This is a genomic window from Streptomyces sp. NPDC001393 (genome assembly GCF_053597455.1).
The window spans coordinates 68,210-92,015 of sequence record NZ_JBSFIH010000034.1; the positions used below are offsets into that span (position 1 = coordinate 68,210).

Here is a 23,806-nt window from a genome sequence, read left to right on the forward strand (position 1 = left end):
CAACGAAAGGCCGCGCATGTACACCGACCTGCCCGAGGCCGAGCTGCGGCGCTGTCCCAGCAATCAGATCGAACCGGACGACGACGCCTCCTGGGATGAGACACTCACCGAGGCCCGCCCGTGCCGCGGCAAGGTCCGGCTGACGCCGGTCAGCACCGGACTGAGCACCGCGAACACCTTCGACGTCACTTTCCCAGGCTTCGGCGGGGAGCCGGTCAAGGCGTGGCTGCGCCTGCCGGGCACGGCGACCGGCCCGCTTCCGGCCATCGGTGCGGTACGCCGTTCATGGCGGCGGAAAGGACATGTCTGGAGAACCTGCTCTGGGCGCCGCCGGGCACGCCCACCTTCAGGTGGACACGCGCCGCCAGGGCTCGGGCTGGAGCCGGGGGCGACCCCGGCCTCCGGCCCTACCGGTCCGGAGGCCGGCTGGACCGCGTCGATCCTGACCGAGTCGCCGTGATCGGACAAAACCCGGGCGGCGGCATCGCGCTCGCCGTCGCCGCCCTGGTCCCAGACCTGACGGCGCTCGGCGCGCGCACGCCGTTCCCATGCGAATTCCCCAACGCCGTCAGATCACGGACAGCGCTTCCGCAAGATCGCGGACTACTGCCTCTCTGTCCAGCGCGACCAGAGGACACCGTGCACCGCCACACCTGCCCTACAACGACGGCGTCAACTTCGCCCGCAGAACCAGCGCACCAACCCGCTTCCCGGCAGCTTCGATGGACATGATCGCGATCGTGCACCCTCCACCGTCTTCGCCCACTACCACGCCCACGCGAGGCCAGGGATATCGCTCTCTGGCGTTGCGACGACAACAAGGCCGGCGGCCCGGACGACGGCCAGGGCCCCCTCGGCTTCCTCACCAAGCGGCCCGGCCGGCCCAGCTGCTGAACGGAGCCCGCTACTTCGGTGCGACAGTGCGGCGCTACGCCAATCGCGTCGCGCGCGGCGACCGCCCCTCGACGGCATCGTGCACCGCCTGGAAACTCGAGTCGACGGCACCACCCTCCACGGTGTCCATACGGCACCACCCTCCACGGTGTCCATGCGCCCGGGCCGCCCCTCCTGCCGCAGCGGTGATCAACTCTTCCGAACTGACGCGGACTCAACCCAGTGAAGGACTCGCTCCCCGGCACCCGGCACCCCGAAGGGAACACATTCTGTGCGTACGTACGACAACCCTGTCATCAGCGGGTTCCACCCCGATCCGAGCGTGTGCCGGGTCGCTGACGACTACTACCTGGTGTGCTCCAGCTTCGAGTACTTCCCCGGGCTGCCGCTCTTCCACAGCAAGGATCTCGTGCACTGGGAGCACATCGGCAATGTGCTCGACCGGCCCGAACAACTGCCGCTGCCTCTCCCCGGTACCAAGGCGTCCGGCGGCCTCTACGCCCCCACGATCCGCCACCACGACGGCCGCTATTGGATCATCAACACCAATATCAACGGCGGCGGCAACTTCGTCGTCTCGGCCGAGCGGCCCGAGGGGCCGTGGGGCGACCCGGTGTGGATCGACCTGCCCGGGATCGACCCCGATCTGGCCTGGGAGGAGGACGGCACCTGCTGGTGCGCCTTTTCCGGGCCCGAAGGCGGCATCAACATGGCCAGGATCGACCCGGTCAAGGGGGAGGTGCTGGAGGGGCCCTTTGCCACATGGTCGGGCAGCGGCCTCAAGTACCCCGAGGCGCCGCACCTCTACCGCATCGGCGACTGGTGGTACCTACTGATCGCGGAAGGCGGCACCGAACGCGGCCACAGCGTGTCCATCGCTCGCGGCCGCTCGCCGCGCGGCCCCTGGGAAGGCGCACCCGCCAACCCCCTGCTGTCCCACAGCGGTACCGCCCGCTCCATCCAGAACACCGGCCACGCCGACCTGGTGGAGGCTCCCGACGGCAGTTGGTGGATGGTGCTGCTCGGCGTCCGGCCCCGCGGCTTCACACCCGACGTGCACGTGCTCGGCCGTGAGACGTTCCTGACCCCTGTGGAATGGGACAAAGATGGCTGGCCCGTCGTCGCGCCCGTTCCCGAGAGCCATGCGGCCCCGGGCGGCGCCTGGCACCCCGTACCGGCCCTGCCCGCCCGCGACGACTTCAACGAAGCCGCTCTCGCGCCGCAGTGGATCTCGCCGTTCGCCCGCCCGGGAGGCTCCTGGTCGCTCAGCGAGCGCCCTGGCTGGCTGGCCCTCAACGCCACCGGCACCACCCTCGACCGCCCCGGGTACACTTTCGTCGGCCGCCGCCAGCAACACCACGACTGCCGCGTCACCGCTGCGATCGACCCGGGTACGGGACGCGGCGGCCTCTGCGTGCGCCTGGACGAAGCCCACCACTACGAACTGGAAGTCGGAAACGGAGAGGCCAGCGTCGTCGCCCGGATCGGTCCGCTGCGACAGACCGTGGCCAGCCGACCGGTCCCTTCCGGGCCGCTGACCCTCATCGTCGAGATCCGGACGTGCGACATGGTGCCCGCGTCGCCCGAACTCACCGATGGCGGGACCACCGGCCCTGACACCATCGCCTTCTGGCTCGGCGATCCCGACGCCTCGGACACCCAGCCACTCGTCGAACTGGACGGACGCTACCTGTCCACCGAAGTCGCCTGCGGCTTCACCGGCCGCGTTATCGGCATGTACGCCACCGAGGGGACGGTCGCCTTCGACTGGTTCGAGTACGCGCCGGCTCCGGCACCCTCCGCTTGACGCTCCGCGTCCGGCCGCGTGCGACACCTGCGTCCGGTCGCGCACCCTCCCGGCATCGTCACACCGCCGTGACCTGCACACTCACGAGATCACCACGACTTCGCAATCGCCCGGGGGCTGGCTGGGTGCGCAATGCCCCAGCCAGCCTTGCCGACCGCCCCTGACCCCTCCGTCGGGCGGAGTATTGAGCCGCTTGGTATCCCGGGTGAAGTCGGTGGCGGGTGTGGACTACGAGCCGTCGATTCCGGATCCGTCGAAAGCGAGTTGCGCGGTGACGGCCGCGGTCATAGCGGGGGTCCTTCCGTGAGAGCACGTCGTGTGAGCGTGGCGTGAGTACGAGGGGAGGCGCGCGCCTCGATCCGCGTGACCGGTCCGCTCTGCCTTCGCGATGGCATACCGGTGACGTCGCGGTGTCGTGTGGATGACTGCCCGGTCAACCTATTGCATGTTGTAGAAACACAGAGGTTGTGCAGAGACGGGCGTCAGCAGGGCAGGCGCAGTGCGACAGCCGCTCCTTGTCCCATGTTGTCGGCGTGGGCAGTGCCGCCGTGGGCGGTGGCCACCGCCTGCACAAAGGCGAGGCCCAGGCCGGATCCATCGCTGGTGCGGCTCGCCTCTGCACGGGCGAAGCGGTCGAACGCCCGCGGCAGGAACTCCGGCGGAAAGCCGGGGCCTTCGTCCGTGACGCTCACCAGCAGCATGTCCTCCTCGACCGTCGCCGTGAGGCGGACGGTGCCGTGGCCGTACCGCAGGGCGTTGTCGACGAGGTTGCCGATGGCAGGCCGCAGCCACCGGGCGTCGACGTCCACGATCGCGCGGGTGGCGTCGACGGTCAGCGAGCGACCGGCCCGCTCCGCGGTGCGCCGGTGTGGGGTGACGGCGGCGTCGAGAAGGTCGGCGACGTGCGCGGGTGCGCGGGTGATGTGACCGGTGCTGCCGAGTTCCTCCAACTCCAGCAGTGCGTTGGAGAGGTCGATCAGGCGCTGGACCTCGGCGTCCACGGAGCGCAGGGTCTTGGTGAGTTCTTCGGCGGAGCGTGGACGGTGCAGGGCGACGTCGAGTTCGGCGCGCATCAGGGTGAGCGGAGCGCGCAGTTCGTGGCTGGCGTCCGCGACGAACCGGCGCTCGCGCTCGGCGGACGCTTCCAGGCGGTCGAGCATGTGGTTGAGGGTGTGGCCGAGGCGGGTGATCTCGTCGTCGCGGTCGACGGGCACGTCCAGGCGCGGGTTCTGCGTGCCGTCGGCGAGGGTGGCGGCCCCTGCACGGTAGCGCTCGACGGGGCGCCGCGCCGCGGGCGGTGCGGTAGCCGACATAGGAGGCGGCGATCAGGGTCAAGCCGGAGGCAATGGCCAGTTGGGCGAGGAGTTCGCGCAGCGCTTCGTCGCGGTGGCCGCGGCGGACGGCGGCGATGACGGTCCGCCGGTGGTCGCCGGCCGTGACGCGACGGGCCTGGAGGCGCAGGGTGTCCGAGGTGATCGGCAACAGAGAGCCGACGTCACGCCGGACCGTGGCTCCGCGTGCGACGGCGTCCAGTTCGGCCGGGGTGAGAAGGATCTGGTGGCGGATGGCCCCGCTGGAGTCCAGCACCCGGCCGCGCGCGTCGAGGATCTGCTACTTCAGCACGTACTTCGACACCGAGCAGCTCGGCGCCTGGCGCGCCCACGTCCAGGGGCGCCGACGGCGCTGGAAGGTCCGCACCCGCCTGTACGCGGAGGACGGGCTGTGCCGGGTGGAGGTGAAGACGAAGGACGGCCGCGGCGCCACCGTCAAGCACGCCCTGGAGGTCCCGGCCGCCGAATACGGCGAACTGACCGCGCGGGCGACTGAGTTCGTCGACGAGGTGCTGGAGCGGGCCGGTATCCCTGTCGCCGCCAAGGGGCTGTCCGCCGCTGCCGAGGTCCGCTACGTCCGCGCGGCCCTCGCCGACCTCGACCACGGCAGCCGCGTCACCCTCGACGGCTCCCTCAGCTGCCACCGCGACGACCGCACTGCCGCCCTCGACCCCGAACACGTCCTGATCGAGACCAAGGGTGGCACCCAACCCGCCCCCGCCGATCGGCTGCTGCTCGGCATGGGCGTCAGGCCGGTCTCGCTCAGCAAGTACATCGTCGGCCAGTCCCTGCTCACCCCGGGCCTGCCGACAACGACGTACGCCGCCTCGCCCGCACCCATTTCACCGCCGTTGCCGACCCGGCACCGCTCCCCGAAAGGATCCCCGCCGCATGAACGTCCTGCGTGGCATCAAATGGCCGTACGCTTTGATCGCTCTTCTCGCTGTCGCGGCCGTCGGCGTCGGCACGCTCCAACCGCAGCTGGTCTCGGCCGCCGCCGGCTTGCTGAAGAAGAAGCCCAGCGTGACACAGAAGATCAAGCAGGATCCGCCGCCCACGCTCTTCACCGACGCCGAGATCGCCACGATCGGCAAGCAGGCAGCGGCTCAGCGCACGAAGGCCGACGCCGTGTTCGCCCAGTGGAAGAAGGTGCACGGCACCACCCGCGACGACAAGGCGTTCGCCGCCTGGGCCGCCCAGCAGGTGCCCGCCCCGCCCACGACAGCGCAGCGCACCGCCGAACTCCACCAGGACCAGCAACTCGCCAAGACCCGCACGGCCGCCGGGAAGAAGGCCGCGACCTGGCTGGAGCTCCACGGCAAGAAGGACATCTGGAAGCTCTACCTTCACGATGAGGGCGAACTGATCCCCGCCAAGCAGGGCACGGCTGAGAAGGCGCAGCTCAAGGCGGTGCTGAAGCTGGCCAAGACGATCAGCGACCAGGTGGCCGCCAAGGACAAGCAGCCCGCCCCGTACGTCCTGGACCCGACCCTGCGCCCGGACAAGCACATCAAGCCCGGCGCCAAGGGCCCGTACTCCTACCCCTCGAGCCACGCCTCCCGGTCCGCCGCTGCCGTCACCTATCTCAGCGCCCTGTCCTCGCACCGAACCGAGGACTATCAGTGGATGCAGGACGAGATCCTCTACTCCCGCCTCTACATGGCCGGTCACGTCACCAGCGACATCACCGCCGGAACTCTCCTCGGTGACCTGATCGGCGACTACGAACTCGCTGTCAGCGGCCACTGACACCCGCCGTCGTACTCAGCGCCCTCCGCTGCCCGGGGTTCACCCTCCGGCGGGACGGCGGGACGGCGGGACGGCGGGACGGCGGTACGGCGGTGAGGGCCGGGCCGAGGGCGAGGAGGAGGGCGAGGGTGGCCCAGCCATGGGTGAGGGTGGCGACCGTTGCGACGAGCAACGGGCCGCCCGCGTCGCCGAGTTCGCGTCCGAGTTCGGCGGCGCCCATGGTCTGCCCGAGACGCTCCGTGGGGGTGCTCGCGGCGAGCGCGGCGAAGCCCAGGGGGGTGATCAGACCGGTTCCGGCACCGATCAGTGCGGCGCCGACAAGGATGCCGGTCAGCCCCGGCAGCATGGCGCACCCCATTCCGGCGGCGGTGCGCAGCAGCCCCGCCGTGCTACCCGTACGGGTCGTGAGCCGGCCGCGGTCCAGCGCCCGCTCAGCCCTCGGCTGGACGACGGCCGAGCAGGCCGCCGGCACCGACACGGCGGCACCGGTGGCCACCGTGCCCAGACCGGCCGCCCGCCAGGACACCGGCAGGAATCCCACTCCGACCGACAGGGCGGCCGTCGCCGCGGCGAGCGCCGAGGCCGGCGCGAGGAACGCCGGGTCGGCCAGCCGCCGACCCAGATCCAGCACCGTCTGCCGGGCCTTGGGCAACGGCGGTACGACCGGAACGGCGAGCGCGGCCCAGGTGGCGACCACCGCACCGAGCACCGCGAGCACGGCGAAACAGCAGCCGCAGGCCCCCGGCCCACACCAACACTCGGGCTGTCTGGTCAATCCACAGGATTTCAGGGCTGACGGCAACTTTGACGGCGACGACCACTCGGACCCGGGCTTCGGTCTGTGGACGTACGCGCACCTCCCGCCGTCCGGCGAGACCCGCACCCACAAGGCGGTCGACGACGCCTTCACGGAAGCCGAGGCGGAAGACGAGGGCGACTGGCCCGGCACCCAGGGCACATCCGTGCCCCCAACGAAACCACTGTGCTCTGGTGGCTTGACGAGCCCTCTCCGCACATGACGAGGGCAGGTTCGTAATGCCTCGCCCGAAATCAGCGAAACCCCAGGTCAGGGCCGAACCAAGCAATACGGCTGATGCCTCGCCCTACGCGCGGCTGCCGCCCGGCCTGGTCCTCTCCATTCCGTGCCCCGCACCAGCCTTCCGGCCGAGGGGAAGGAGCTGATGGGGCGTCGCCTGTTCACAGGATCGTCGCACTCCCCAGGGTGCGGCCGGTGGTGGCTGCGTCGAGGGTCTTGCTGCGCAGCCCCTGCCGGGTGCGGCCCTGGGGCTTGTACACCGACAGTGCCGTCACCACCACCAGCGCCACCAGGGCGGCACCGGATTGAACGACGAGCTGGACCCTCAGCCCTTCGAGTTCGCCGCCGGACCACGTTGCGGCCGCCGCCAGCCGGGAGATCCGGTCGATCGGGCCCATGTGGATGAGCAGGACCAGGGTGGACAGGACGGTGATCACCAGCTTGACCACGACCCAGTAGTACCGGAACAGGCCCCAGGCGGTACCGAGTGATGAGACCACCCCGGTAGCCAGGGAGGCGAAGCACAGCGGGACGATGACGAACCAGCCGGTCGTCCCCATGGCGGCGTAGACGGACCGCACCAGCAGGGCGTCATGGCTGGTCAGGCCAGTGATCGCGAGGGCCAGGAAGACGGCGACCGCGCCGACCCAGCCCACCGAGACGGTGACGTGCGCGGTGAGCGCGAGCTTTCGCAGGCGGTGTGTCATGGCCATCAGTGGTGCATGCCGTTCATGCCGCCGGCCAGGTGCACGATCAGGAACACCACGACCAGGGCGCCGGCGGCGATCCCGAAGGCGTTCACCCAGCGCGGCCTGCCCGGGACCGGTTCGTGGCGCTCCACGCTCGTGTGGTCGCCGGTGGGGAGATGCTCGGCCATGGCTGGTCCTCCGCTGCTGCGCTCGGTTGTCGGGGGCTTCATGGCGCTCAGCTTTTTCGAGACATAGTGTCTCTGTCAAGTCATAGTGTTGTGAACCCGTCGGCGCGTATGCTGAGGCGATGCCGAAGCTGTGGAACGAGACGATCGAGGCGCATCGCAGTGCGGTGCGCGACGCCGTTCTGGACGCGACCGCCGCGCTGGTTGCCGAGCACGGGCTGCTCTCGGTGACGATGTCGCGTATCGCGGAGGAGAGCGGCATCGGTCGGGCAACGCTGTACAAGTACTTCCCGGACGTCGAAGCGATCCTGACCGCATGGCACGAGCGCCAGGTCGCCGCCCATCTCGAACAGCTCGTCGCGGTCCGGGACCAGGCCGCCGGCCCGGGCCAGCGTCTCGAGGCCGTGCTGGAGGCGTACGCGTTCATCTCCCACCAGCAGTCCGCGAGCCATGGCACCGAACTAGCCGCGCTGCTGCACCAGGGTGAGCACATGGCCCGCGCGCATCAGCAGCTCAACGGCCTCGTCCGAGACCTCTTGGCCGAGGGCGCGAAGAGCGGCGACTTCCGGGACGACGTGGCGCCCGACGAACTGGCGACCTACTGCCTCCACGCCCTCACCGCAGCCGCCGGCCTGCCGTCCAAGGCCGCGGTCCGAAGGCTTGTCGCGGTCACACTCGCCGGGGTGCGCCCACAGGCCGAGGTTGTCGAGCCGCCCCTCGCCCATGATGAAGCGCCCGGCGGCGAGCCGCACGCGCACCACTGGCACGGCGCGCACTGAGCATTTCGGGCTGGCGCAACGCCAGCCGACTGCAGGGCCGCCTGTGCGCCCGCAGTGTCCGAAGAGCGGTCAGCATGCGTCGTGCGGCGGCCGCCGTGTTCCTGCGCTGCTACGGCCGTTGAACGGCTGCGGCCCACATCAGGACAGTCACTGCGATCAGACTCAGCAGCAGACGACCGCGGCTGAGGGGGCTCCGGGGGAGTGGCTCACCCTCCAATTGGCGGATACGGGCGTCAAGCATCCATGCCGAGCCCATCGCCGCTGCCGGAGCACCGGCTGACCCGGGATGGTCGACAACCCTCAGCAGGGCCCCCACCACAGCGCGCCGCCCCTACAAGCTCACTGCCATAAGTACCCTGCTGCTTCTGGGTGTTGGCCACCTCCACGGCACTTTCGTGGTGCTTGATCATCATGGTCAGGAACATGGTGTCGCAGGCCCTGCCAGAGGTCCGTCTGAGCTGGTCCATGTCGTGGTTGCTCATCATGCCCGGCATCGCGGAGGCGCTTTCGTTGCCCACGCCGTTCATGCCCTCGGGGACCTGCTCGGCCCAGGACCCCAACCAGGCCGTCATGGTCGCGATCTCCGGTGCCTGTGCCCCCTTCACCTTCCCAGCGAGGGCCCTGACGGCCTGGGAGGAGGCGTGCGCCTGGGCCATGGCGATGGCCTGGCGGTGCTGGGGGATCATTCCCTGGACGAAGGTGAGATCGGCCTGATTGTGCGATCCGGAGGACGCGGGCGCAGTTCGGTGTGACGCTCGTCCTGCGGGCGGAGGGTCAGCGAGTCCATGGGGACATCGCCGAGGATCCGGTAGTCGATGCGCTCGTTGGAGACCGGAGTTCCAGGTCGAACTCCGCGCGACGTCCCTCGACGTCCTCTACGACGTGCGCCCCGTTGGCGCCGTGTGTCTGCATGTCCTCCACCCAGGAGAACCGTGCGTAGCGTTGGTTTCGTCCGCCGAATGGAAGCTCCTGGTCAACGTGGAACTCGCCTTCGTGGCCGAGTCGGAATCCGCCATCGCCGGCATCATCAAGCTGCGCAATGTCCTTGAGAGGCCGGCTCATACGAGCCCCGCCGGACCCATGACCGCGCTTCCCGCTATACGACGGCCTGCCGATCGAGCCGGTCAGAGGCTTGGCACAGCCGCTTCTTCTTGCGTCGGCTCGGTGACGGTGCCATTGGTGTCGCTCATGCCGAGGCGGAGGTGTTCGATGTGGTAGATCGCCTGGTCGAGGAGTTCGGCGACGTGGTTGTCGTAGAGCGAGTACACCACTGAGCGGCCCTTGCGGGTGCCGACCACCAGGCCGAGATTGCGCAGCAGGCGCAACTGATGGGAGCAGGCGGACTGTTCCATACCGACCTCGGCGGCCAGTTCGGTCGCGGGCAGGGAGCCTTCGCGCAGGCGGGCAAGGATGAGCAGCCGTGAGGGGGTTGCCAGTGCCTGGAGAGTGGTGGCGACCTTGGCGGCGCTGGCGGCGTCCAGGCGCCCGCGCGGAACGCCTTCTGCTGATGGTGCGGCTCCATGACCCATGGGCCCATGGTAGCGGCACTTTCCATGAATAAATGAATGGCTCTTCATTCTTTCCTGCTACGGTGGGTGGGGTCGGACTGCGTTCCGCCGCCCCGCTACTGATGAAGGACCCCACGTCGATGTCATCCACGCTCACCTGCCCGGCGCCGCCAGGCGTTGCCCGTGACACGGTGGTGCGCCGCCGCACCCGGATCCTCGCCCTGCCCGAGGCCCGCTGGGCCGCGGCCGCGCTGGTGCTGTTCCTGCTCGCGCTGCCGCTGTACCTGACCGGTGCCCCGGCCTGGTCGTGGGGCCCGCTGTTCGCGGCCGTCTACGTGACCGGCGGCTGGGAGCCGGGCTGGGCCGGACTCCAGGCGCTGCGGGAAAGGACCCTGGACGTGGATCTGCTCATGGTGGTCGCCGCGCTCGGGGCGGCGGCGATCGGGCAGGTCCTGGACGGTGCGCTGCTGATCGTCATCTTCGCGACCTCAGGCGCGCTGGAGGCGATCGCGACTGCCCGTACCGCGGACTCCGTGCGCGGCCTGCTCGACCTGGCCCCCGCGACTGCCACACGTCTGACGGACGACGGCGGGGAGGAGACGGTGCCCACTGAGCAGCTGCGCGTGGGGGACACGGTCCTGGTACGGCCCGGCGAGCGGATCGGCGCCGATGGCCGGGTGCTGGACGGGGCCAGCGAGGTCGACCAGGCGACGATCACCGGCGAGCCGCTGCCGGTGGCGAAGGAGGAGGGGGACGAGGTGTTCGCCGGGGCCCTGAACGGCACCGGCGCGCTGCGGGTGAAGGTCGAGCGCGACCCGTCCGATTCGGTGATCGCTCGGATCGTGGCGATGGTCGAGGAAGCCTCTGAGACCAAGGCACCGACCCAGCTGTTCATCGAGAAGGTCGAGCAGCGGTACTCGATCGGGATGGTCGCCGCCACCGTCGCGCTGTTCGTCCTGCCCCTGCTCTTCGGCTCGGCGTTGCAGCCGACGCTGCTGCGGGCGATGACGTTCATGATCGTCGCCTCGCCGTGCGCGGTGGTGCTGGCCACCATGCCGCCGCTGTTGTCCGCGATCGCCAACGCGGGCCGCCGTGGCGTGCTGGTGAAGTCGGCCGTGGTCATGGAACGTCTCGGTCAGGTGGACGCGGTTGCCCTGGACAAGACCGGCACGTTGACCGAGGGGACCCCGCGTGTCACCGATATCCGCCCGCTGACCGGCTCCGGTCTGAGCGAGGACGCGCTGCTGCGGCTGGCGGCGGCGGCCGAGCACCCGAGCGAGCATCCGCTGGCCCGCGCGATCGTGGACGCCGCCCGCACTCGCGAGCTGGACATTCCCGTGGTGGAGGACTTCGCATCCGCGCCCGGTACGGGCGTCGCTGCGACTGTCATCGGCCGGAAGATCGCGGTCGGCAGCCCCGCCCGGTTCGTGGATGGCGGCACTCACCCGGCCGTCGCGGTCGCCGCCGGCCTGGAGGAGGAGGGCCGCACTGCCGTGCTGGTCACGGCCGACGGCACGCCGGTGGGCGTGCTGGGCATCGCCGACCGGCTGCGCGAGGAGGCCGCCGGCACCGTCTCCGCCCTGGGCGCGCTGACGGGCATCGCCCCGGTGCTGGTCACCGGTGACAATCCGCGCGCGGCGGCCCGGCTCGCCGCCGAGGTCGGCATCACCGACGTCCGCGCGGGCCTCCTCCCGCAGGACAAGGTCACCGCCGTGCAGGAGATGGAGCAGGCGGGCCACAAGGTCATGGTGGTCGGCGACGGCGTCAACGACGCCCCCGCGCTCGCCGCCGCCCACACCGGCATCGCGATGGGCCGGGCCGGATCCGATCTCGCCCTGGAGACCGCCGACGCGGTCGTCGTCCGCGACGAGCTGGCTACCATCCCCACCGTCGTGCGCCTCTCCCGGCAGGCCCGCCGTCTGGTGGTGCAGAACCTGGTGATCGCCGGTGTGTTCATCACCGGCCTGGTCATCTGGGATCTGGCCGGCACCCTGCCACTGCCGCTGGGCGTCGCCGGGCACGAGGGCTCCACCGTCATCGTCGGCCTCAACGGCCTGCGCCTGCTGGCGGACGGAGCCTGGCGCCGCGCCCGCAACGGGGCCGCCAGGTGAGCCGCCGTACCCGCAAGGCCGCCCCCGCCACGGCAGGGGCGGCCCGCTGCACGGTCACCGTCTGCCGGGGCTGCTGCTGCGGCACCGCGAAGATCCCCGGCCTGGACCACGCCGGTCAGCTCGCCCAGCTGCGGCAGGCTCTCGCCGACACGGCCCAGGTGAGGGTGACCGGCTGCCTGGACGCGTGCGAGCACGCCAACGTCATCGTCGTGCAGCCCTCCGCCACAGGACGAGCCGCCGGCGGGCGCCCGGTGTGGCTGGGCCTGGTCAACGACACCGACGCCGCCGACGACATCGCCGCATGGATCGCGGCGGGCGGCCCCGGTCTTGCGGATCCTCCCGGAGTCCTCGACCTGTACGAGTTCACCCCATCTCGCCGCATCCGCCAGGCCGTCGAGGGCTGACCCGACCCGACCCGGCATCGGCAGCGGCCCAGGTGACAGGTACGTACCGCGCCTCTGACTCACGTCAGGTACTGGTCTCCACGCGAGGGAAGAAAACGCGGACGGGCAGCAGCCGCCCGGCCAACGACACAACGATGAAGACCACTTGGTGGACGTGGTCCTTGCCCGGCAGTAGTCCTCCCACCAAGTGTGTGATCCAGAAGAGCGGATAGAACCACTGCGCGCACCACGCCCACCGTTCCCCGCGACGGAACGGTACGACGGTGATCAGCACGCCGAACAGGCCCATGCCGAATGCGGCCACTCCGTCTGCCCGCATGAGCCGCTCATCACCGGACCCCGGTACCGCCGTGGCGACGATGCCGAAGACCAGGACGCCGGCACCCACGATGAGCAGGCAGATCCAGCCCGCCTTCAGACGCACGCTGTCGTGCAGCATGCGGGGCCTGCACCCACTTCCAGAAGGGTGATTCAACACGCCTCAGGCCAGCGCCCGGCGCTCTCGTGGGCGAGTCGCAGCAGGCGGTAGACGCCACGGGCCGCACCGGCGCACCACGCAAGGGCCGTGGCCACGAGGAGCATTGCGAGTGCCGGGACGCGGGATTGGGCGCTGGCGCCGCTGTGGGGCGGTGCGGGCAGGGAGGCGACTCCACCGGGGGGCCTGCCGCGGCCGAAGGCCCGGTCAGGTGGGGCAGAGGTTGGGAGACACATGCTCGGGCGCCGTGCGCCGTCTGGCCAGGGCCGCCTTGCCGATCGTGCGGGCCACACGGCGGCGGTCGCATGTGGCGAGAGCGGCTTCCTCGTCGGCCCAGCGCTCGACCATGCAGGAGAGGTGCCGGGTCAGCAGGCGCGGCGGTGAGTTCAGCGCCTGGGCGGCTGGGCCCCGCCGGCGGAACACCCGCGGTGCCGACCTGTCGCCACCGCGGCGAGTGGTCCAGTTGTCCGTGCCGATAATCTTGTGCTCGTTCGGGGGGCCGAGCGGGGCCGGCCGGCGGTCTGCGGACCACGGGCACGCGGTGTACGCGTCCCGGTGGGCGAGGGGGGATGTTGAGGCCGATGGGTGATGACACTACGGGTGGGGCGGGCGCCGGGTTGCGCACGGTGGGCCACGGCAGGTACATGCTGCGGCAGCTACTGGGCCAGGGCGGGATGGCCACCGTCCACCTTGCACACGACTCCGTGCTGGAGCGCTCGGTGGCGGTCAAGACGCTCCACACCGGTCTGGGCCACGAGCCGTCCTTCCGCGAGCGGTTCCGCCGCGAGGCACAGGCGGTGGCGCGGCTGAGCCACACCAACATCGTGGCGGTGTTCGACAGTGGTGAAGACGTCGTTTCGGACACCGGCCCGGTGCTGTACATCGTCATGGAGTACGTCGAGGGCGCGTCGCTGTCCGCACTGCTCCGAGAGGAGATCGACAAGCACGGCGCGATGCCCTGCGACCGTGCTCTGAGGATCACCGCGGATGTGCTCTCGGCGCTGGCCGCCTCCCATGAACAGGGCCTGGTCCACAGGGACATCAAGCCGGGCAATGTGATGGTCACCCCGCGCGGGGTGGTGAAGGTGATGGACTTCGGCATCGCCCGCGCGCTGCAGTCCGGGGCGACGTCCATAACGCAGACGGGCATGGTGGTGGGCACGCCCCAGTACCTTTCGCCGGAACAGGCGCTGGGCAGGAGCATCGATGCCCGAACCGACCTTTACTCGGTGGGCTGCATGCTGTTCGAACTGCTCACCGGGCGGCCGCCGTTCGACGGGGGCACGGCCTTCTCCATCGCCTATAAGCACATCCAGGAGCAGCCGCCCGCGCCGTCCAGCATGAACCAGGCGATCAGCCCGGCGGTGGACGCCCTGGTGGCCCGAGCGCTGAGCAAGGACCCGGCGCTCCGCTTCCCCACCGCCGAGGCGATGCGGGATGAGGTGGAGCGGGTGCTGTCCGGCCTGCAGAGCGGCGTGAAGTCGCCGCACGCAGCGGTGCCGGGCCTCAGGGGTGTCACACCGGCGAAGCACCCGCGGCGCCGACGTGTCGCATATGCCGCCGGTGCGGCCGTGGTCTTCGCGGCCGGTGGAACCGCCGCAGCCCAGCTCTTGCCGGATCACACTGGGCCCGCCAAGGTTTCGCATAGCAAGCCGTCCGAGGAGAGAAGCAGCCGGGCATCTGGAGGCTTCACCGCGGCGTCCCCGTGGCGGCTCGTCGTCAGCGACCAGATCGGGGGCCGGGACAATGGCTGCACCGTTACGCTGACCAACACCGACACCGGTCAGCAGCAGGTTTTTGAGAACTACGGCACCAAGTCGTTCCTGGCACACACCTCAGGACCGTTTCGCTGGGCGGCCAACAACCCGGGTTGCCAGGTGGTCCACCGATCCGGAGCGGGGGTGGCGGTGCTGCCCGCCACTCGGGAGTACGGCACGGGCGACACCGAAGCCTTCAGCGCGCGGGGGCCGATATCCGTGAGGGTGTTGGACTTCAACGGTGCCGGCGACTGCAGGCTTGATCTACGCGACGCTGCAAACGGAGAGGCCGTCGACCTGGGTACAGTCCCCAAAGGCGGCGGCCCGCTGAAGCTCGACCCGAGCGGACACTCCCAGGTCTACCTCGCTGATCTGCAGTGCAGTGTGAAGGTCACCGCTGCTCGCCGGTGAGAGCTGACCGGAGACGGTGCACGGCTCGCTATCCGTTCGCTGCCGGGGCGAGGTGACGGGCAGCGGAGCTGCCGCAGAGCCGCAAGGCGTTGTACGGCGCCATAGAGCCGTACGCGGCATCGTGCACCTGGTTCCAGGTCGGGAGGGTTGAAACAGACACTTGCCGATCAGTCGAGGCGCTCGGCGATGAGCTTGTCTCGCGCCTTGGAGGTCGCAGAGTCGTCCCGCAGCTCAACCGTTGTGGTCGTACCGATCACCCCGCGTCAGCCGGAGGCTGGGACCGGCGGACCACGGTGGGTTCGGGGCGTAGCGGTACTGGTGTGGTGGCCGGGGCCTCCGGTGTCGGCGGCCCCGATTGATCCAGGGTGCGAGGTGAGCTCAGGTGGCGGTCGATGAGGGCGGCGACAGTCTCGGGGCCGGACTCCGCCGCCGCTTCAGGAGTGGCAGCCAGTTCGGTGAGAAAGGCTTCGGGAGTCTGGTGGCGGTGGCCCGCCTCGCGGGCGGTGGCCTTGCGGATCAGGTCGCGGAACTGGGGGGAGACCGGCAAATCGGCGACAGGCAGGTCCTCGCGGATGATGCGAAAGATCATCTGTGCCACATCGGCCGCCTGGTACGGCTGCTGTCCGGTGACGCACTGATGCAGCAGTACCCCGAGCGAGTAGATGTCCGATCTGATGTCGGCGTCGTCCCCTTTGAGCTGTTCCGGTGCCATGTAGGCGGGCGTACCGATGAAGTACCCGGACCGGGTTATCCGGTCAAGCCCGTTCTCCAGGAAGCGGGCCAGGCCCAGGTCGACGATGACGGCCCCGCGCACAGCCTCCATCAGGACGTTGCTGGGTTTTAGATCAAGCCTGGACAGGCCGAGGCTCGCGGTGAATTCGAGTGCCTCCCCGAGTTCCCTGCTGATGCGGGCGATCAGACCGGGCGGCAGCGGTCCACCACGATCGAGGAGCTCTTGGATGGACGGTCCCTGAATGAGCTCCATGATCAGGGCTGGCTCGGGGTCATCCACGGCCGTGAGGGTGTGGACGATGTGAGGGTGGCTCAGACGCATGCCGATGTCTGCTTCGCGGCGGAAGCGGGCCCGGCTGGTCTCGTCGCCCAGCAACGCAGGGTGCAGGAGCTTGATGGCAACGGGCTTGCCGGTCATCAGGTCCTTGCCTTGGTGGACCGCGCCCATCCCGCCCTGACCGATCAGGCTCCGTACCTCGTAGCGCTCGTTGAGGACGGTGATCGGTGCATCGGGCAGAGCCAACGGTGCCGGCGCGGGCTGCGCGTCGGGCCTGGGGTCGGCCTCCCTGCTCGATCCCGCACGGGGGGTGGGGCGCAGGGCTGTGGTGAGGCTGGTGCCGGTGGTCGTGTATGGGCCCGGTGCCGGGAGGCCCAGGTCGGCGCGCTCGCTCTCGCTGTGGCGGGCGAAGCCGGCGACCTGACGCTTGTACGCGTCCGTGAGCTTGTAGTAGGTCATCCGGACGTCGGCACGGCGCCCGTAGAAGGTCGCGTCCGTGCGGTCCGCCTCGCTGACCACGTCCAGCACCCCGGCGTGCGCGAGGTGCCGCAGCAATCGCTCCACCGTGGGACGGTCCATGCGCAGCAACGGGTCTAGTGCCTGCTCGGCGGCGCCGCCCTGTGTGCCGACAACGTCCGCCGAGGTGAAGACCCTCCCTTTGCTCCGCAGGGCCCAGTCCACGACGTGATAGCCGCCCATCCGCCAGCGGTCCTCGTCGATCGGGACCGGGGCCAGCGCAGCGTAGCCGTGGCTGGTGACAGCCGCTGAGACGATTGATTCGAGGTTACTGTAGAAGGTGATCCGCGCCCAGTCCTGCGGGTGTACGCGCAGTGAGGGCACGCCCGCCTCCCACTCGATCAGGTGGTTGAACTCCTGCAGCAGCCGTCGGGGCACACCGCGTGCCTTGAACCGCAAGTACTGGATGAACTCCTCGACGTCACCCGATTCGGCTTCCGGGTCGGCAGTCCCTCCCGCCCCGTTGCTGCTGTCCTGGTCGGCCGTGACTCCCGTCGGCCGGCCCTGCGAGGGGTGCGGCAGCGCGGCGCGCTCCGCTCTTCCCGCCTCTGACAGCCCGCGCACCAGCCGCTCCGGCGCCTCCCACAAGCAGGGCACGTACATCCGCCAGCCGAAGACGCTCTCGTGCAGGCCGTTGCCTCGGTCGGAGTCGCGGATCGCGCGGTCGAGCAGGTCCGGTCCGGCGACCAGGATGAAGTGAGCGCCGCGCGCGGTGAGGACGTTCTTGAGGCGGCCGAGCAGCAGCTCCAGGTCTTCAAGCGCCTCTTCGCGGTTGTCGGTCAGTTTGTCGACCTCGTCGAGTATGACCACCGGGTGCACGCGTAATCCCGTGCCGCGATTGCGGCGCCGCAGCAACCTTCGTGGAGTGGGGCGGCCCTCATTGCCGTTCAACAGGTGGATGATCCGTACGAGATCGTGCTCGACGTCGGTCTCGGAGTACGCGAGGAAGGCTGCCTCCGTGGCCAACGAGCGCGTCCGCTTGCCCGACATGCCCAACGTCGGTGAGAGCGAGGCGAGCGGACCTTTCTGCGGACCGATACCCATCGTTCCGCCGCGCTCGGTGCTGTCCGACTGCGTCTGTTTGAAGGAGAGCGACGTTCGAGTGTACGCGAGCAGCAGTTGGTGCTGCACCTCGCGCGGTAGCTGCTGCAGGAGGTTTCGGTCGTCGAGCGATTCGAAGATACGCCGGACTACCGCGAACAGCAGCTGATCAGTCGTCATCGACCGGGCCACGTTGAGGTGGACCGTCAGGAGCACCTCAGTGCTGCCCCAATCGTGCGCAGCCTCCGCCAGAGCGCGTAGGACCAGTGTCGACTTCCCAACCCCGCGGAAGCCGGTCACCAGGAATGTTCCACCACGCGAGTATGTCAGCCGCTCTTTGAGCGCGCCGACGAGTTCCTCGTGCCCGAGAACCGGAATCGCCGTGTCCCCAACGGACAACGGCTCATGCACGTAACGGAATTGCCGGTGCAGCGGCACATTCAGCACCGTGTCCCCCTGATCCAGTTCCCAGCTGTCAACCCAGACTAGGACTGCGAGGCGCGGGACGGGCCAAGACGGCGGGAATCCAGGCTTCGGCGAGCCGTGCGGCGACTACGGTCCCCGGCGTAAGGGCCTTGCACCCCAACCTGTAGTACACCGGCGCGGGTTGTAGATCCTTGAGTAGAGCTCCGGGACCGAGCACGGGTTGCGCGGCGCCATGAGCGCGCCACATCGTGCGCCCGGGGTTCCCAGGTCGGGAGGGGGAAATCGGCCGCAGACGGGCGGCTGGAGCCGTTCTCGAGTGTCCGTGGCCTCGCCGGTGGCCTGTTGAGCAGGCGGAGTCGTTTCCCAGCGACCGGTCCGCGCTGGTGCGCGCTTGCGCCCGGTATGTCGTACGACAGCCGGGAGGTGATCCGGTGGCCTGGTACCGGGAGCGGTGCACGGCACCGGACGACCTTGAGTTGCCGCCCGGTGCGGTGATCGGGCCGGCCGAGTGCGGGAACCGCGTGGACGCTGGGCTGCTGTGGCCGCTGCTTGCCCACCCAGCGGCCGGGGTGCGAACGCGGGCGGTGGCAGGGCTGCGGGCACTGGACTGCGTTGTTGTGAAGCAGTTGCAGCCGCTCCTCGACCACCCTGCCGCTGGTGTCGTCCGCGAGACGGCCGTCGCCCTGCTGCCCTTGGCAAAGGAACTGCCCGCCGACTGACTACTGGAGCGCACCAGCTCCGAGCACCCGCGACACGTCCGTGTCGGCGCATTCCGGCTGCGCCCGTCAGTCTCCGTTGGTGCGCAGCCCCGCGATGAACGCGGCGCCGTTCGGCGTGCCGACGCCCGTCATGGTGTCGTAGCCCCTGGCGGTCACCTGACCGGTGTAGGCGCGCTCCTGCGAGTCGAACACATCGAGGCCCACGGACCCGTCGCCGGCGACATAGGCGCCGCGGTCCTGCTGGGGCGTCGACGCGGTGACCGGCAGGACGTCGTGGAACGCATGGGTTCCGGCCAGGTGGTAGAGCAGCGGGTTGATGAAGCCGAAGGCGGACTTCTGGCCCTGCTGGGCGTCGGCGACGAGACCGGCGATCAGCGGGCACGCCAGACTTGTGCCCGCGTTCGGCACGGTCCGGTAGGGACCCGGGTTCCCGTTGCTCGTCGACTCGATGTAGCCGGTCAGCATCCCGGTGTCGGGATCGCCGTCCGCGGCGATGTCGGGCACCGTGCGCCCGGTGACGAACCGCTTGCCGACCTGTACGCGCGACATCGACGCGGGAACGACACCCTTCTGGTAGGAGGGCTGCCCGTAGACGGCGCCGACGCCTCCGCCGCCCCCGCTGATGCCCACGTCGGTCCACATGCCCTTGTCCAAAGAGCCGTAGTCGTCGGACCACCCGGTCTCGAACACCCGGTTGTTCGCCGCCCCGATACCGAGGCTGGTGCCGCCGACCGCCACCGCGTACGGGTCGGAATCGGTCACCGTCAGACCGGGCGTGTCACCGGAGGCGAAGTACATGCCGACCCCTTCAGCGGCGGCCCGTACGTCGATCGCGTGCACGGTCTTGGCCGGCACCACACCCAGGGGGATCTGCCATGAGTTGGACACGATCGAGGCGCTGGGACGACCGCCGCTCCCGGTCAGCACGGCGAGGGAGGCGTTCAGCAACGCCTGGTTCTCGTCGCACCCCTGCCCGACCACCATCAACTGGGTGGCGTCAGGCGCCATCGCGTAGAGCGCTTCGGAGTCCATCTCCGCCTCGTCATTGATGGCGGGCGACCGCGTCGCCATGGGCGAGGCCGACGAGGCGGTGCAGGCCTTGCCGGCCTGCACTTGCCTGAACTGTGAGCGCTTCGGGACCGGTAGGTGATTGGCCTTGGCGTAGTCCGTCAGCGTCTGGAACATCGCGGCCGGCGCCTCGTCCTCGGTCAGGGCGACGGTCTGGCCCTTTCCGGTGTCCGTCCACGTCGCGCCGTAGGCGGCGCGGATCTGGTCGGCGGAGTAACCGCAGACCGGCTGCGAAGCCTTGGTCAGCCCGTGGTAGCCCGGATGAAACGCCTGGACGTGCTGCGCCCAGTACCTGGAGCACGTCGGTGCCTTCGATGCCTTCGTCGCCCGCTGACGCGGCCCTGGTGCCGAGGCGGGTGTGACCTGAGGCACGGTGGGTGGAAGACTGCTCAGCCCGGTCACGCCCAGCACATCGGACGCGAGCGAGGAGGCAACGGACACCTCGCGGTCATTGGACCGCACCATGGTCGACCGGCCGTTCGCACCCTTGACCCGGTACTGGTCGATCCGCACCCGGAACGCCGATTGCACCTTGGCCACCGGTCCGGTGGCCGAGATGTAGTCCCGGCCGCTGTCGGCGTGCACCTGGGTGAGACCGCGGGACGCCAGCCACCGCGCCACCGCTGTGGCGTGCGCGGGGGAGGGGCCGAACCTGGCGGTGTAGGCGTTCGGACTGAGGTAGTGGTGGAACTCGGCGCTGCCGGGCGTGGCGACCGCATCGGCGAATGCGGCGGCGCCCGCCAGATCGGGCGTCAGCCATACCTGCACGGTCAGCTGCTGCGAGGCGGGCACGGCTCCGACGCGAGACGCCGTGCGGACCATGGGGGAGACCGACTCCGGGACGGGGACGGCCGTCGCCGCGCGTGCACCGCCGGCCACCCCCAGCACGGCAGTGGCCGCCAACGTGGCCGCGCAGGCACCCCAGACGGCCGCGGCTCTGCGACCGCGCCTCACCGTCGAGCCCACTGCACCCCTGTGCGAAGTACTTTCCAAGCCTCAGCCCACCCCTCCGGAAGGGCAACGGCACAGCAGGTCTCCGTCCCCTTTCCCGGTACGACGCGGGTCTGGCGCCCGGGGGTGCATACGGGCTTGCGCTTGATGGCGTCGTAAATTTTTCGGCTGACGGCACAACGATTGTCCCGGCGTGCCCTGGCGTTCAGCGCAATTGACGACATGGTGCCGCCGGTGTTCGCGCAGCTCCCGACGCACCGCTGCCGCGTCCGTGACGTCGAGATCTCGTCGGCCGAGAGCCAGTACCCGGTATCCAGCACCGTCCAGCACCCTGGCCATGTCCTGCCCGGGCATGCCTTTCGCTGCAGTGACGAGAACTGTCACCGCCTGCGCCGTCGATCCAGAGCCCGACCCGCCTGCCTGCCCAGGGAACTCCACCCCGATCCTCTCTGCGCTCAGCCTCAGGTGAACATCCCGGGCACGGACGATGCAGTGAGCACGACGAGCGCACGGAGGGCGGACTGCACCGCTTCCCCCAACTTGTCCGCCGGCCCCTGCCCCTCGGCGATGTCGGCCATCCGGGCCTCGACCGCTGTCGCGTCAGCGGTCGGCAGGGCCACGGTGTGCAGCCCCGCATGATGCAGTAGGGCGATCAGCGCCGCCGTTTGGTCCTCGGGCTTCCCTGGAGCGGTCATTCGCCCAACGCCCGGCGACGGGCGATGTGCATCGCAGGGGGAAGGCGCCGTGTACGGGGACGCCCGGTGGACCCGCCGTGCCCCGGGTGGTAGCGCGTGAGGATGTCGGTGGCCCGCACCTCCCCGTCTCCGGCCCGGCGGAGATCAGCCGTCACAGCCCCGCCCACACGACGGGGAGGCGGGGGCGTCGGTCGACGAGGTGGCCTGGGTGGTGGCGGTCGGACCTGCGCCCCTGCCGGCCGGCGGGGTGCTCGGTGACGCGGACGGGGAGGTGCTGGTCGTGGGAGCGGCCGAGGAAGGCGTCCGCCCGAGCGCCGTCAACACCGCGTCGGTGACCATGCCGTCCGCGTCCGTGGTGAGGACGACGGGGTCGGCGGCACCGAGGAGATGATCACAGCCCAGGTTGGTGAACGTCTGGTTGGCCCGTGCCGCGAGGAAACCGAAGAGGTTCGGCGCCATGGCCGGGTCCGGCGAGGGCGCCTTCTCGAAGAGCGCCTTGTCCTTGAAGACGCGCTGGATGCCGGCCGGATCACGGAAGAGGGCGGTGCAGAAGGCCGCTCCGTCACCGTCGGCTCCGGCACCGACCGCGGGCATGTCGACTCCGGTGCGGTACGCGTCGGTCTTCGCGACGCTGCCACGGCCGTCGACGAGCGTCATCGGGTCGTTCCGCGGGACCAGGGCGATCGGCGCTTTCTGGTGTGCCGCGGCGGACAGTTCGTCCAGCGCGAGGGCGGACGTGGCCCGGCCGTCGCCGGACTGGTCGGGCGCGGTGAAGGGCGTGCAGCCGAGGGCAGGGTCCATGAACTGGGTGAGCAACAGGTTGTCGCTGCCGTTGGCCAGGTCCTTGGGGGCGCGGGTGGTCGCCGACCTGGTCCTGCCGTTGTGCCGGTGGTGTCGGTCGCCGTGGTTGGTCAGCCGGGCGGCCTTCTTGAGTGCGGCTCTGCTCGCGGCGTTGTTCTGGGCGATACGGCCGTGCCCGTCGGCGAGGTAGTGGGTCACCACGTTGTCGCTTCCGTCCTGGTCCACGACGGAGAAGTCCCGCGTGGTCGGGCAGGGCAGGCCGTCCTTGGCTCTGCCGAGCGCCGGAATCCTGAGGCGCCCCTTGGCGATCTGGGCGTTGGCGGCCCGGAAGAAGGCCGGCGCGTTGCAGTACGCGAACTGGCCGAAGACCGAACCCTGCAGGCCGTTGACACACTGGCCCCGGGATGGAGCGGCCCGGCGGCCGCTTGCCCGCAAGGTCAGCTCGGCGCCGTTGAAACCGAACCAGATACCCACGGTCGAGCCGCGCGGCACCGAGGGCCGGACGGTGGGCGCGGCCGGTCTCGTTCCCTTGTCGACCACCAACGGGTTGTAGACGGTCAGCTTGCCGTTCGGGGTGACGATCGCTGCTTCCACGAACGCCGACTGGTCGGGGTTGGCCTCGTGACAGGGTCCCAGTGCCGGATCGGTCGCGACGAGTCTGTACGGCGTGGCCAGGCCGCGGGCGGTGAGCGGATTGTCCGGCACCAGCAGCGTGCAGTTCGGATCCGGTTTGCGAGCCGCTGCGTCGGGCTGTGCGGAGGCTGCCTGGTTTGTTTGCGGGCGGTGCTGGGCATGGACATCCGCCGCGAACACCGACCCCGCGACGACGGCGAGAATCACGGGGCCGCCGATGAGCGCGAGTGACACCTTCGACAGCTTCCGGTGCCGGGCGTGCTCCCGCCGCGCGGTACGCGACGACTGTGTCAGGTCCTTGCGGGCCACTTCGGTGCTCCTCCCTGTGCGTCCTTCCGTGGGGAGTGGCCCACGGCCGCGCGGGCGCACGACGGTCGTGACAGTGCGGACCCTTCTGGGCGTGGCAAAGGGACAGACAATCCGGATCGCCCCGCCCGAGGGATCCAATCGCGGTACGTGCCGCGCTCACGGGCGGTTCAACGGCCGCGCCGGTCATTGCCGAACGTTGAAGGAGCGGGAGGTGTGATCGATGGTGAGCGCACGCCGACGAGAGGCCGGGCGGACCGCGAATCGGTCACTGGGGGTATTCGCGCAGGGTGCGGCCGTCTGCGGCATGAACGCTCTTGCTGCGGTGGCTCAGCGCTCCGCTTGACTTCGAGTGCGCTCGAATTCATGGCGTTCCGGGTATGAGCACTGCACAGCACAAGATCGGATCCGGTTTCGGCGCCACCAGTACCGCCGACGACGTCCTGCAGGGCATCGACCTGACGGGCAAGCTTGCCCTCGTCACCGGGGGTTACTCGGGGATCGG

20 protein-coding genes and 4 pseudogenes are annotated in these 23,806 nt (G+C 69.9%); 11 read left to right on the forward strand and 13 right to left on the reverse strand.

Annotated features, from left to right (window positions below; all coding sequences use genetic code 11):
• Positions 1 to 16 precede the first annotated feature (16 nt).
• The 3 genes from ACWC2T_RS30170 to ACWC2T_RS30180 all read left to right on the forward strand — a co-directional run bounded on the left by ACWC2T_RS30170 (position 17) and on the right by ACWC2T_RS30180 (position 2,701).
• Positions 17 to 460, forward strand: a complete 444-nt coding sequence (locus ACWC2T_RS30170; RefSeq protein WP_450673503.1) for an acetylxylan esterase — start codon at positions 17 to 19, stop codon at positions 458 to 460.
• Positions 457 to 732: an acetylxylan esterase gene (locus tag ACWC2T_RS30175; RefSeq protein WP_450673504.1), complete on the forward strand. Its 276-nt coding sequence runs from the start codon at positions 457 to 459 to the stop codon at positions 730 to 732. The genes ACWC2T_RS30170 and ACWC2T_RS30175 overlap by 4 nt, the downstream gene beginning before the upstream one ends.
• A 433-nt stretch (positions 733 to 1,165) precedes the next feature.
• Entirely contained in the window at positions 1,166 to 2,701 is a 1,536-nt protein-coding gene (locus ACWC2T_RS30180; RefSeq protein ID WP_450673505.1) for a glycoside hydrolase family 43 protein, read from the forward strand.
• Positions 2,702 to 3,183: 482 nt separating this feature from the next.
• On the opposite strand, the gene ACWC2T_RS30185 is transcribed toward ACWC2T_RS30180, so the two are convergent.
• On the reverse strand, positions 3,184 to 4,014 hold the full coding sequence (locus ACWC2T_RS30185; RefSeq protein WP_450673506.1) for a HAMP domain-containing sensor histidine kinase: 831 nt from the start codon (positions 4,012 to 4,014) through the stop codon (positions 3,184 to 3,186).
• Positions 4,015 to 4,265: 251 nt separating this feature from the next.
• Here ACWC2T_RS30185 and ACWC2T_RS30190 point away from each other — a divergent pair.
• Positions 4,266 to 4,763 (forward strand): annotated as a pseudogene (locus tag ACWC2T_RS30190) (VTC domain-containing protein); the annotation flags it as partial.
• A gap of 160 nt (positions 4,764 to 4,923) precedes the next feature.
• Positions 4,924 to 5,781 carry a phosphatase PAP2 family protein gene (locus tag ACWC2T_RS30195; protein ID WP_450673507.1) on the forward strand — a complete coding sequence of 286 codons (858 nt, stop codon included), beginning with the start codon at positions 4,924 to 4,926 and terminating at the stop codon, positions 5,779 to 5,781.
• On the opposite strand, the gene ACWC2T_RS30200 is transcribed toward ACWC2T_RS30195, so the two are convergent.
• The 3 genes from ACWC2T_RS30200 to ACWC2T_RS30210 form a co-directional block, all read right to left on the reverse strand.
• Positions 5,768 to 6,499: an MFS transporter gene (locus tag ACWC2T_RS30200; protein ID WP_450673508.1), complete on the reverse strand. Its 732-nt coding sequence runs from the start codon at positions 6,497 to 6,499 to the stop codon at positions 5,768 to 5,770. The two genes, ACWC2T_RS30195 and ACWC2T_RS30200, sit on opposite strands and share 14 nt — an antisense overlap.
• 479 nt (positions 6,500 to 6,978) lie before the next feature.
• Positions 6,979 to 7,530 (reverse strand): hypothetical protein, encoded by a 552-nt coding sequence (locus ACWC2T_RS30205; RefSeq protein WP_450673509.1) that lies wholly within the window; start codon positions 7,528 to 7,530, stop codon positions 6,979 to 6,981.
• Positions 7,530 to 7,694 carry a hypothetical protein gene (locus tag ACWC2T_RS30210; RefSeq protein WP_450673510.1) on the reverse strand — a complete coding sequence of 55 codons (165 nt, stop codon included), beginning with the start codon at positions 7,692 to 7,694 and terminating at the stop codon, positions 7,530 to 7,532. Before ACWC2T_RS30210 ends, ACWC2T_RS30205 begins: the two co-directional genes overlap by 1 nt.
• A 119-nt stretch (positions 7,695 to 7,813) precedes the next feature.
• Between ACWC2T_RS30210 and ACWC2T_RS30215 the strand changes: the two genes are divergently transcribed.
• Positions 7,814 to 8,470 carry a TetR/AcrR family transcriptional regulator gene (locus ACWC2T_RS30215; RefSeq protein ID WP_450673511.1) on the forward strand — a complete coding sequence of 219 codons (657 nt, stop codon included), beginning with the start codon at positions 7,814 to 7,816 and terminating at the stop codon, positions 8,468 to 8,470.
• Between the two features lie 233 nt (positions 8,471 to 8,703).
• On the opposite strand, the pseudogene ACWC2T_RS30220 reads toward ACWC2T_RS30215, so the two are convergent.
• Both ACWC2T_RS30220 and ACWC2T_RS30225 read right to left on the reverse strand, forming a co-directional pair.
• A pseudogene (locus ACWC2T_RS30220) lies at positions 8,704 to 9,165 on the reverse strand (DUF305 domain-containing protein); the annotation flags it as partial.
• A gap of 429 nt (positions 9,166 to 9,594) precedes the next feature.
• On the reverse strand, positions 9,595 to 9,999 hold the full coding sequence (locus tag ACWC2T_RS30225; protein WP_450673512.1) for an ArsR/SmtB family transcription factor: 405 nt from the start codon (positions 9,997 to 9,999) through the stop codon (positions 9,595 to 9,597).
• Positions 10,000 to 10,118: 119 nt separating this feature from the next.
• On the opposite strand from ACWC2T_RS30225, the gene ACWC2T_RS30230 reads away from it, so the two are divergent.
• Together ACWC2T_RS30230 and ACWC2T_RS30235 are read left to right on the forward strand one after the other, a co-directional pair.
• The gene (locus ACWC2T_RS30230; protein WP_450673513.1) at positions 10,119 to 12,089 is read left to right on the forward strand and encodes a heavy metal translocating P-type ATPase; all 1,971 of its coding nucleotides are present in this window, start codon (positions 10,119 to 10,121) and stop codon (positions 12,087 to 12,089) included.
• Positions 12,086 to 12,493, forward strand: coding sequence for a (2Fe-2S) ferredoxin domain-containing protein (locus ACWC2T_RS30235; RefSeq protein WP_450673514.1), 408 nt, complete (start codon positions 12,086 to 12,088; stop codon positions 12,491 to 12,493). Before ACWC2T_RS30230 ends, ACWC2T_RS30235 begins: the two co-directional genes overlap by 4 nt.
• A gap of 64 nt (positions 12,494 to 12,557) precedes the next feature.
• Here ACWC2T_RS30235 and ACWC2T_RS30240 read toward each other — a convergent pair whose 3' ends face one another.
• Together ACWC2T_RS30240 and ACWC2T_RS30245 are read right to left on the reverse strand one after the other, a co-directional pair.
• Positions 12,558 to 12,932: a hypothetical protein gene (locus tag ACWC2T_RS30240; protein WP_450673515.1), complete on the reverse strand. Its 375-nt coding sequence runs from the start codon at positions 12,930 to 12,932 to the stop codon at positions 12,558 to 12,560.
• Positions 12,933 to 13,175: 243 nt separating this feature from the next.
• Entirely contained in the window at positions 13,176 to 13,391 is a 216-nt protein-coding gene (locus ACWC2T_RS30245; protein WP_450673516.1) for a hypothetical protein, read from the reverse strand.
• Between the two features lie 158 nt (positions 13,392 to 13,549).
• Between ACWC2T_RS30245 and ACWC2T_RS30250 the strand changes: the two genes are divergently transcribed.
• Positions 13,550 to 15,136 carry a protein kinase domain-containing protein gene (locus ACWC2T_RS30250; RefSeq protein WP_450673517.1) on the forward strand — a complete coding sequence of 529 codons (1,587 nt, stop codon included), beginning with the start codon at positions 13,550 to 13,552 and terminating at the stop codon, positions 15,134 to 15,136.
• 253 nt (positions 15,137 to 15,389) lie between these two features.
• On the opposite strand, the gene ACWC2T_RS30255 is transcribed toward ACWC2T_RS30250, so the two are convergent.
• Positions 15,390 to 18,149 carry a protein kinase domain-containing protein gene (locus ACWC2T_RS30255; protein ID WP_450673518.1) on the reverse strand — a complete coding sequence of 920 codons (2,760 nt, stop codon included), beginning with the start codon at positions 18,147 to 18,149 and terminating at the stop codon, positions 15,390 to 15,392.
• Positions 18,150 to 18,472: 323 nt separating this feature from the next.
• Between ACWC2T_RS30255 and ACWC2T_RS30260 the strand changes: the two are divergent.
• A pseudogene (locus ACWC2T_RS30260) lies at positions 18,473 to 18,907 on the forward strand (hypothetical protein); the annotation flags it as partial.
• A 6-nt stretch (positions 18,908 to 18,913) separates the two neighbouring features.
• Here ACWC2T_RS30260 and ACWC2T_RS30265 read toward each other — a convergent pair.
• The 4 genes from ACWC2T_RS30265 to ACWC2T_RS30280 form a co-directional block, all read right to left on the reverse strand.
• Positions 18,914 to 20,818, reverse strand: coding sequence for a S53 family peptidase (locus tag ACWC2T_RS30265; protein ID WP_450673519.1), 1,905 nt, complete (start codon positions 20,816 to 20,818; stop codon positions 18,914 to 18,916).
• A 93-nt stretch (positions 20,819 to 20,911) separates the two neighbouring features.
• Entirely contained in the window at positions 20,912 to 21,304 is a 393-nt protein-coding gene (locus ACWC2T_RS30270) for a sugar nucleotide-binding protein (RefSeq protein WP_450673520.1), read from the reverse strand.
• Positions 21,305 to 21,327: 23 nt separating this feature from the next.
• Positions 21,328 to 21,561, reverse strand: coding sequence for a GPP34 family phosphoprotein (locus tag ACWC2T_RS30275; RefSeq protein ID WP_450673521.1), 234 nt, complete (start codon positions 21,559 to 21,561; stop codon positions 21,328 to 21,330).
• A 144-nt stretch (positions 21,562 to 21,705) separates the two neighbouring features.
• Positions 21,706 to 23,304 carry a hypothetical protein gene (locus ACWC2T_RS30280; RefSeq protein WP_450673522.1) on the reverse strand — a complete coding sequence of 533 codons (1,599 nt, stop codon included), beginning with the start codon at positions 23,302 to 23,304 and terminating at the stop codon, positions 21,706 to 21,708.
• A 377-nt stretch (positions 23,305 to 23,681) separates the two neighbouring features.
• On the opposite strand from ACWC2T_RS30280, the pseudogene ACWC2T_RS30285 reads away from it, so the two are divergent.
• A pseudogene (locus ACWC2T_RS30285) lies at positions 23,682 to 23,806 on the forward strand (oxidoreductase); the annotation flags it as partial.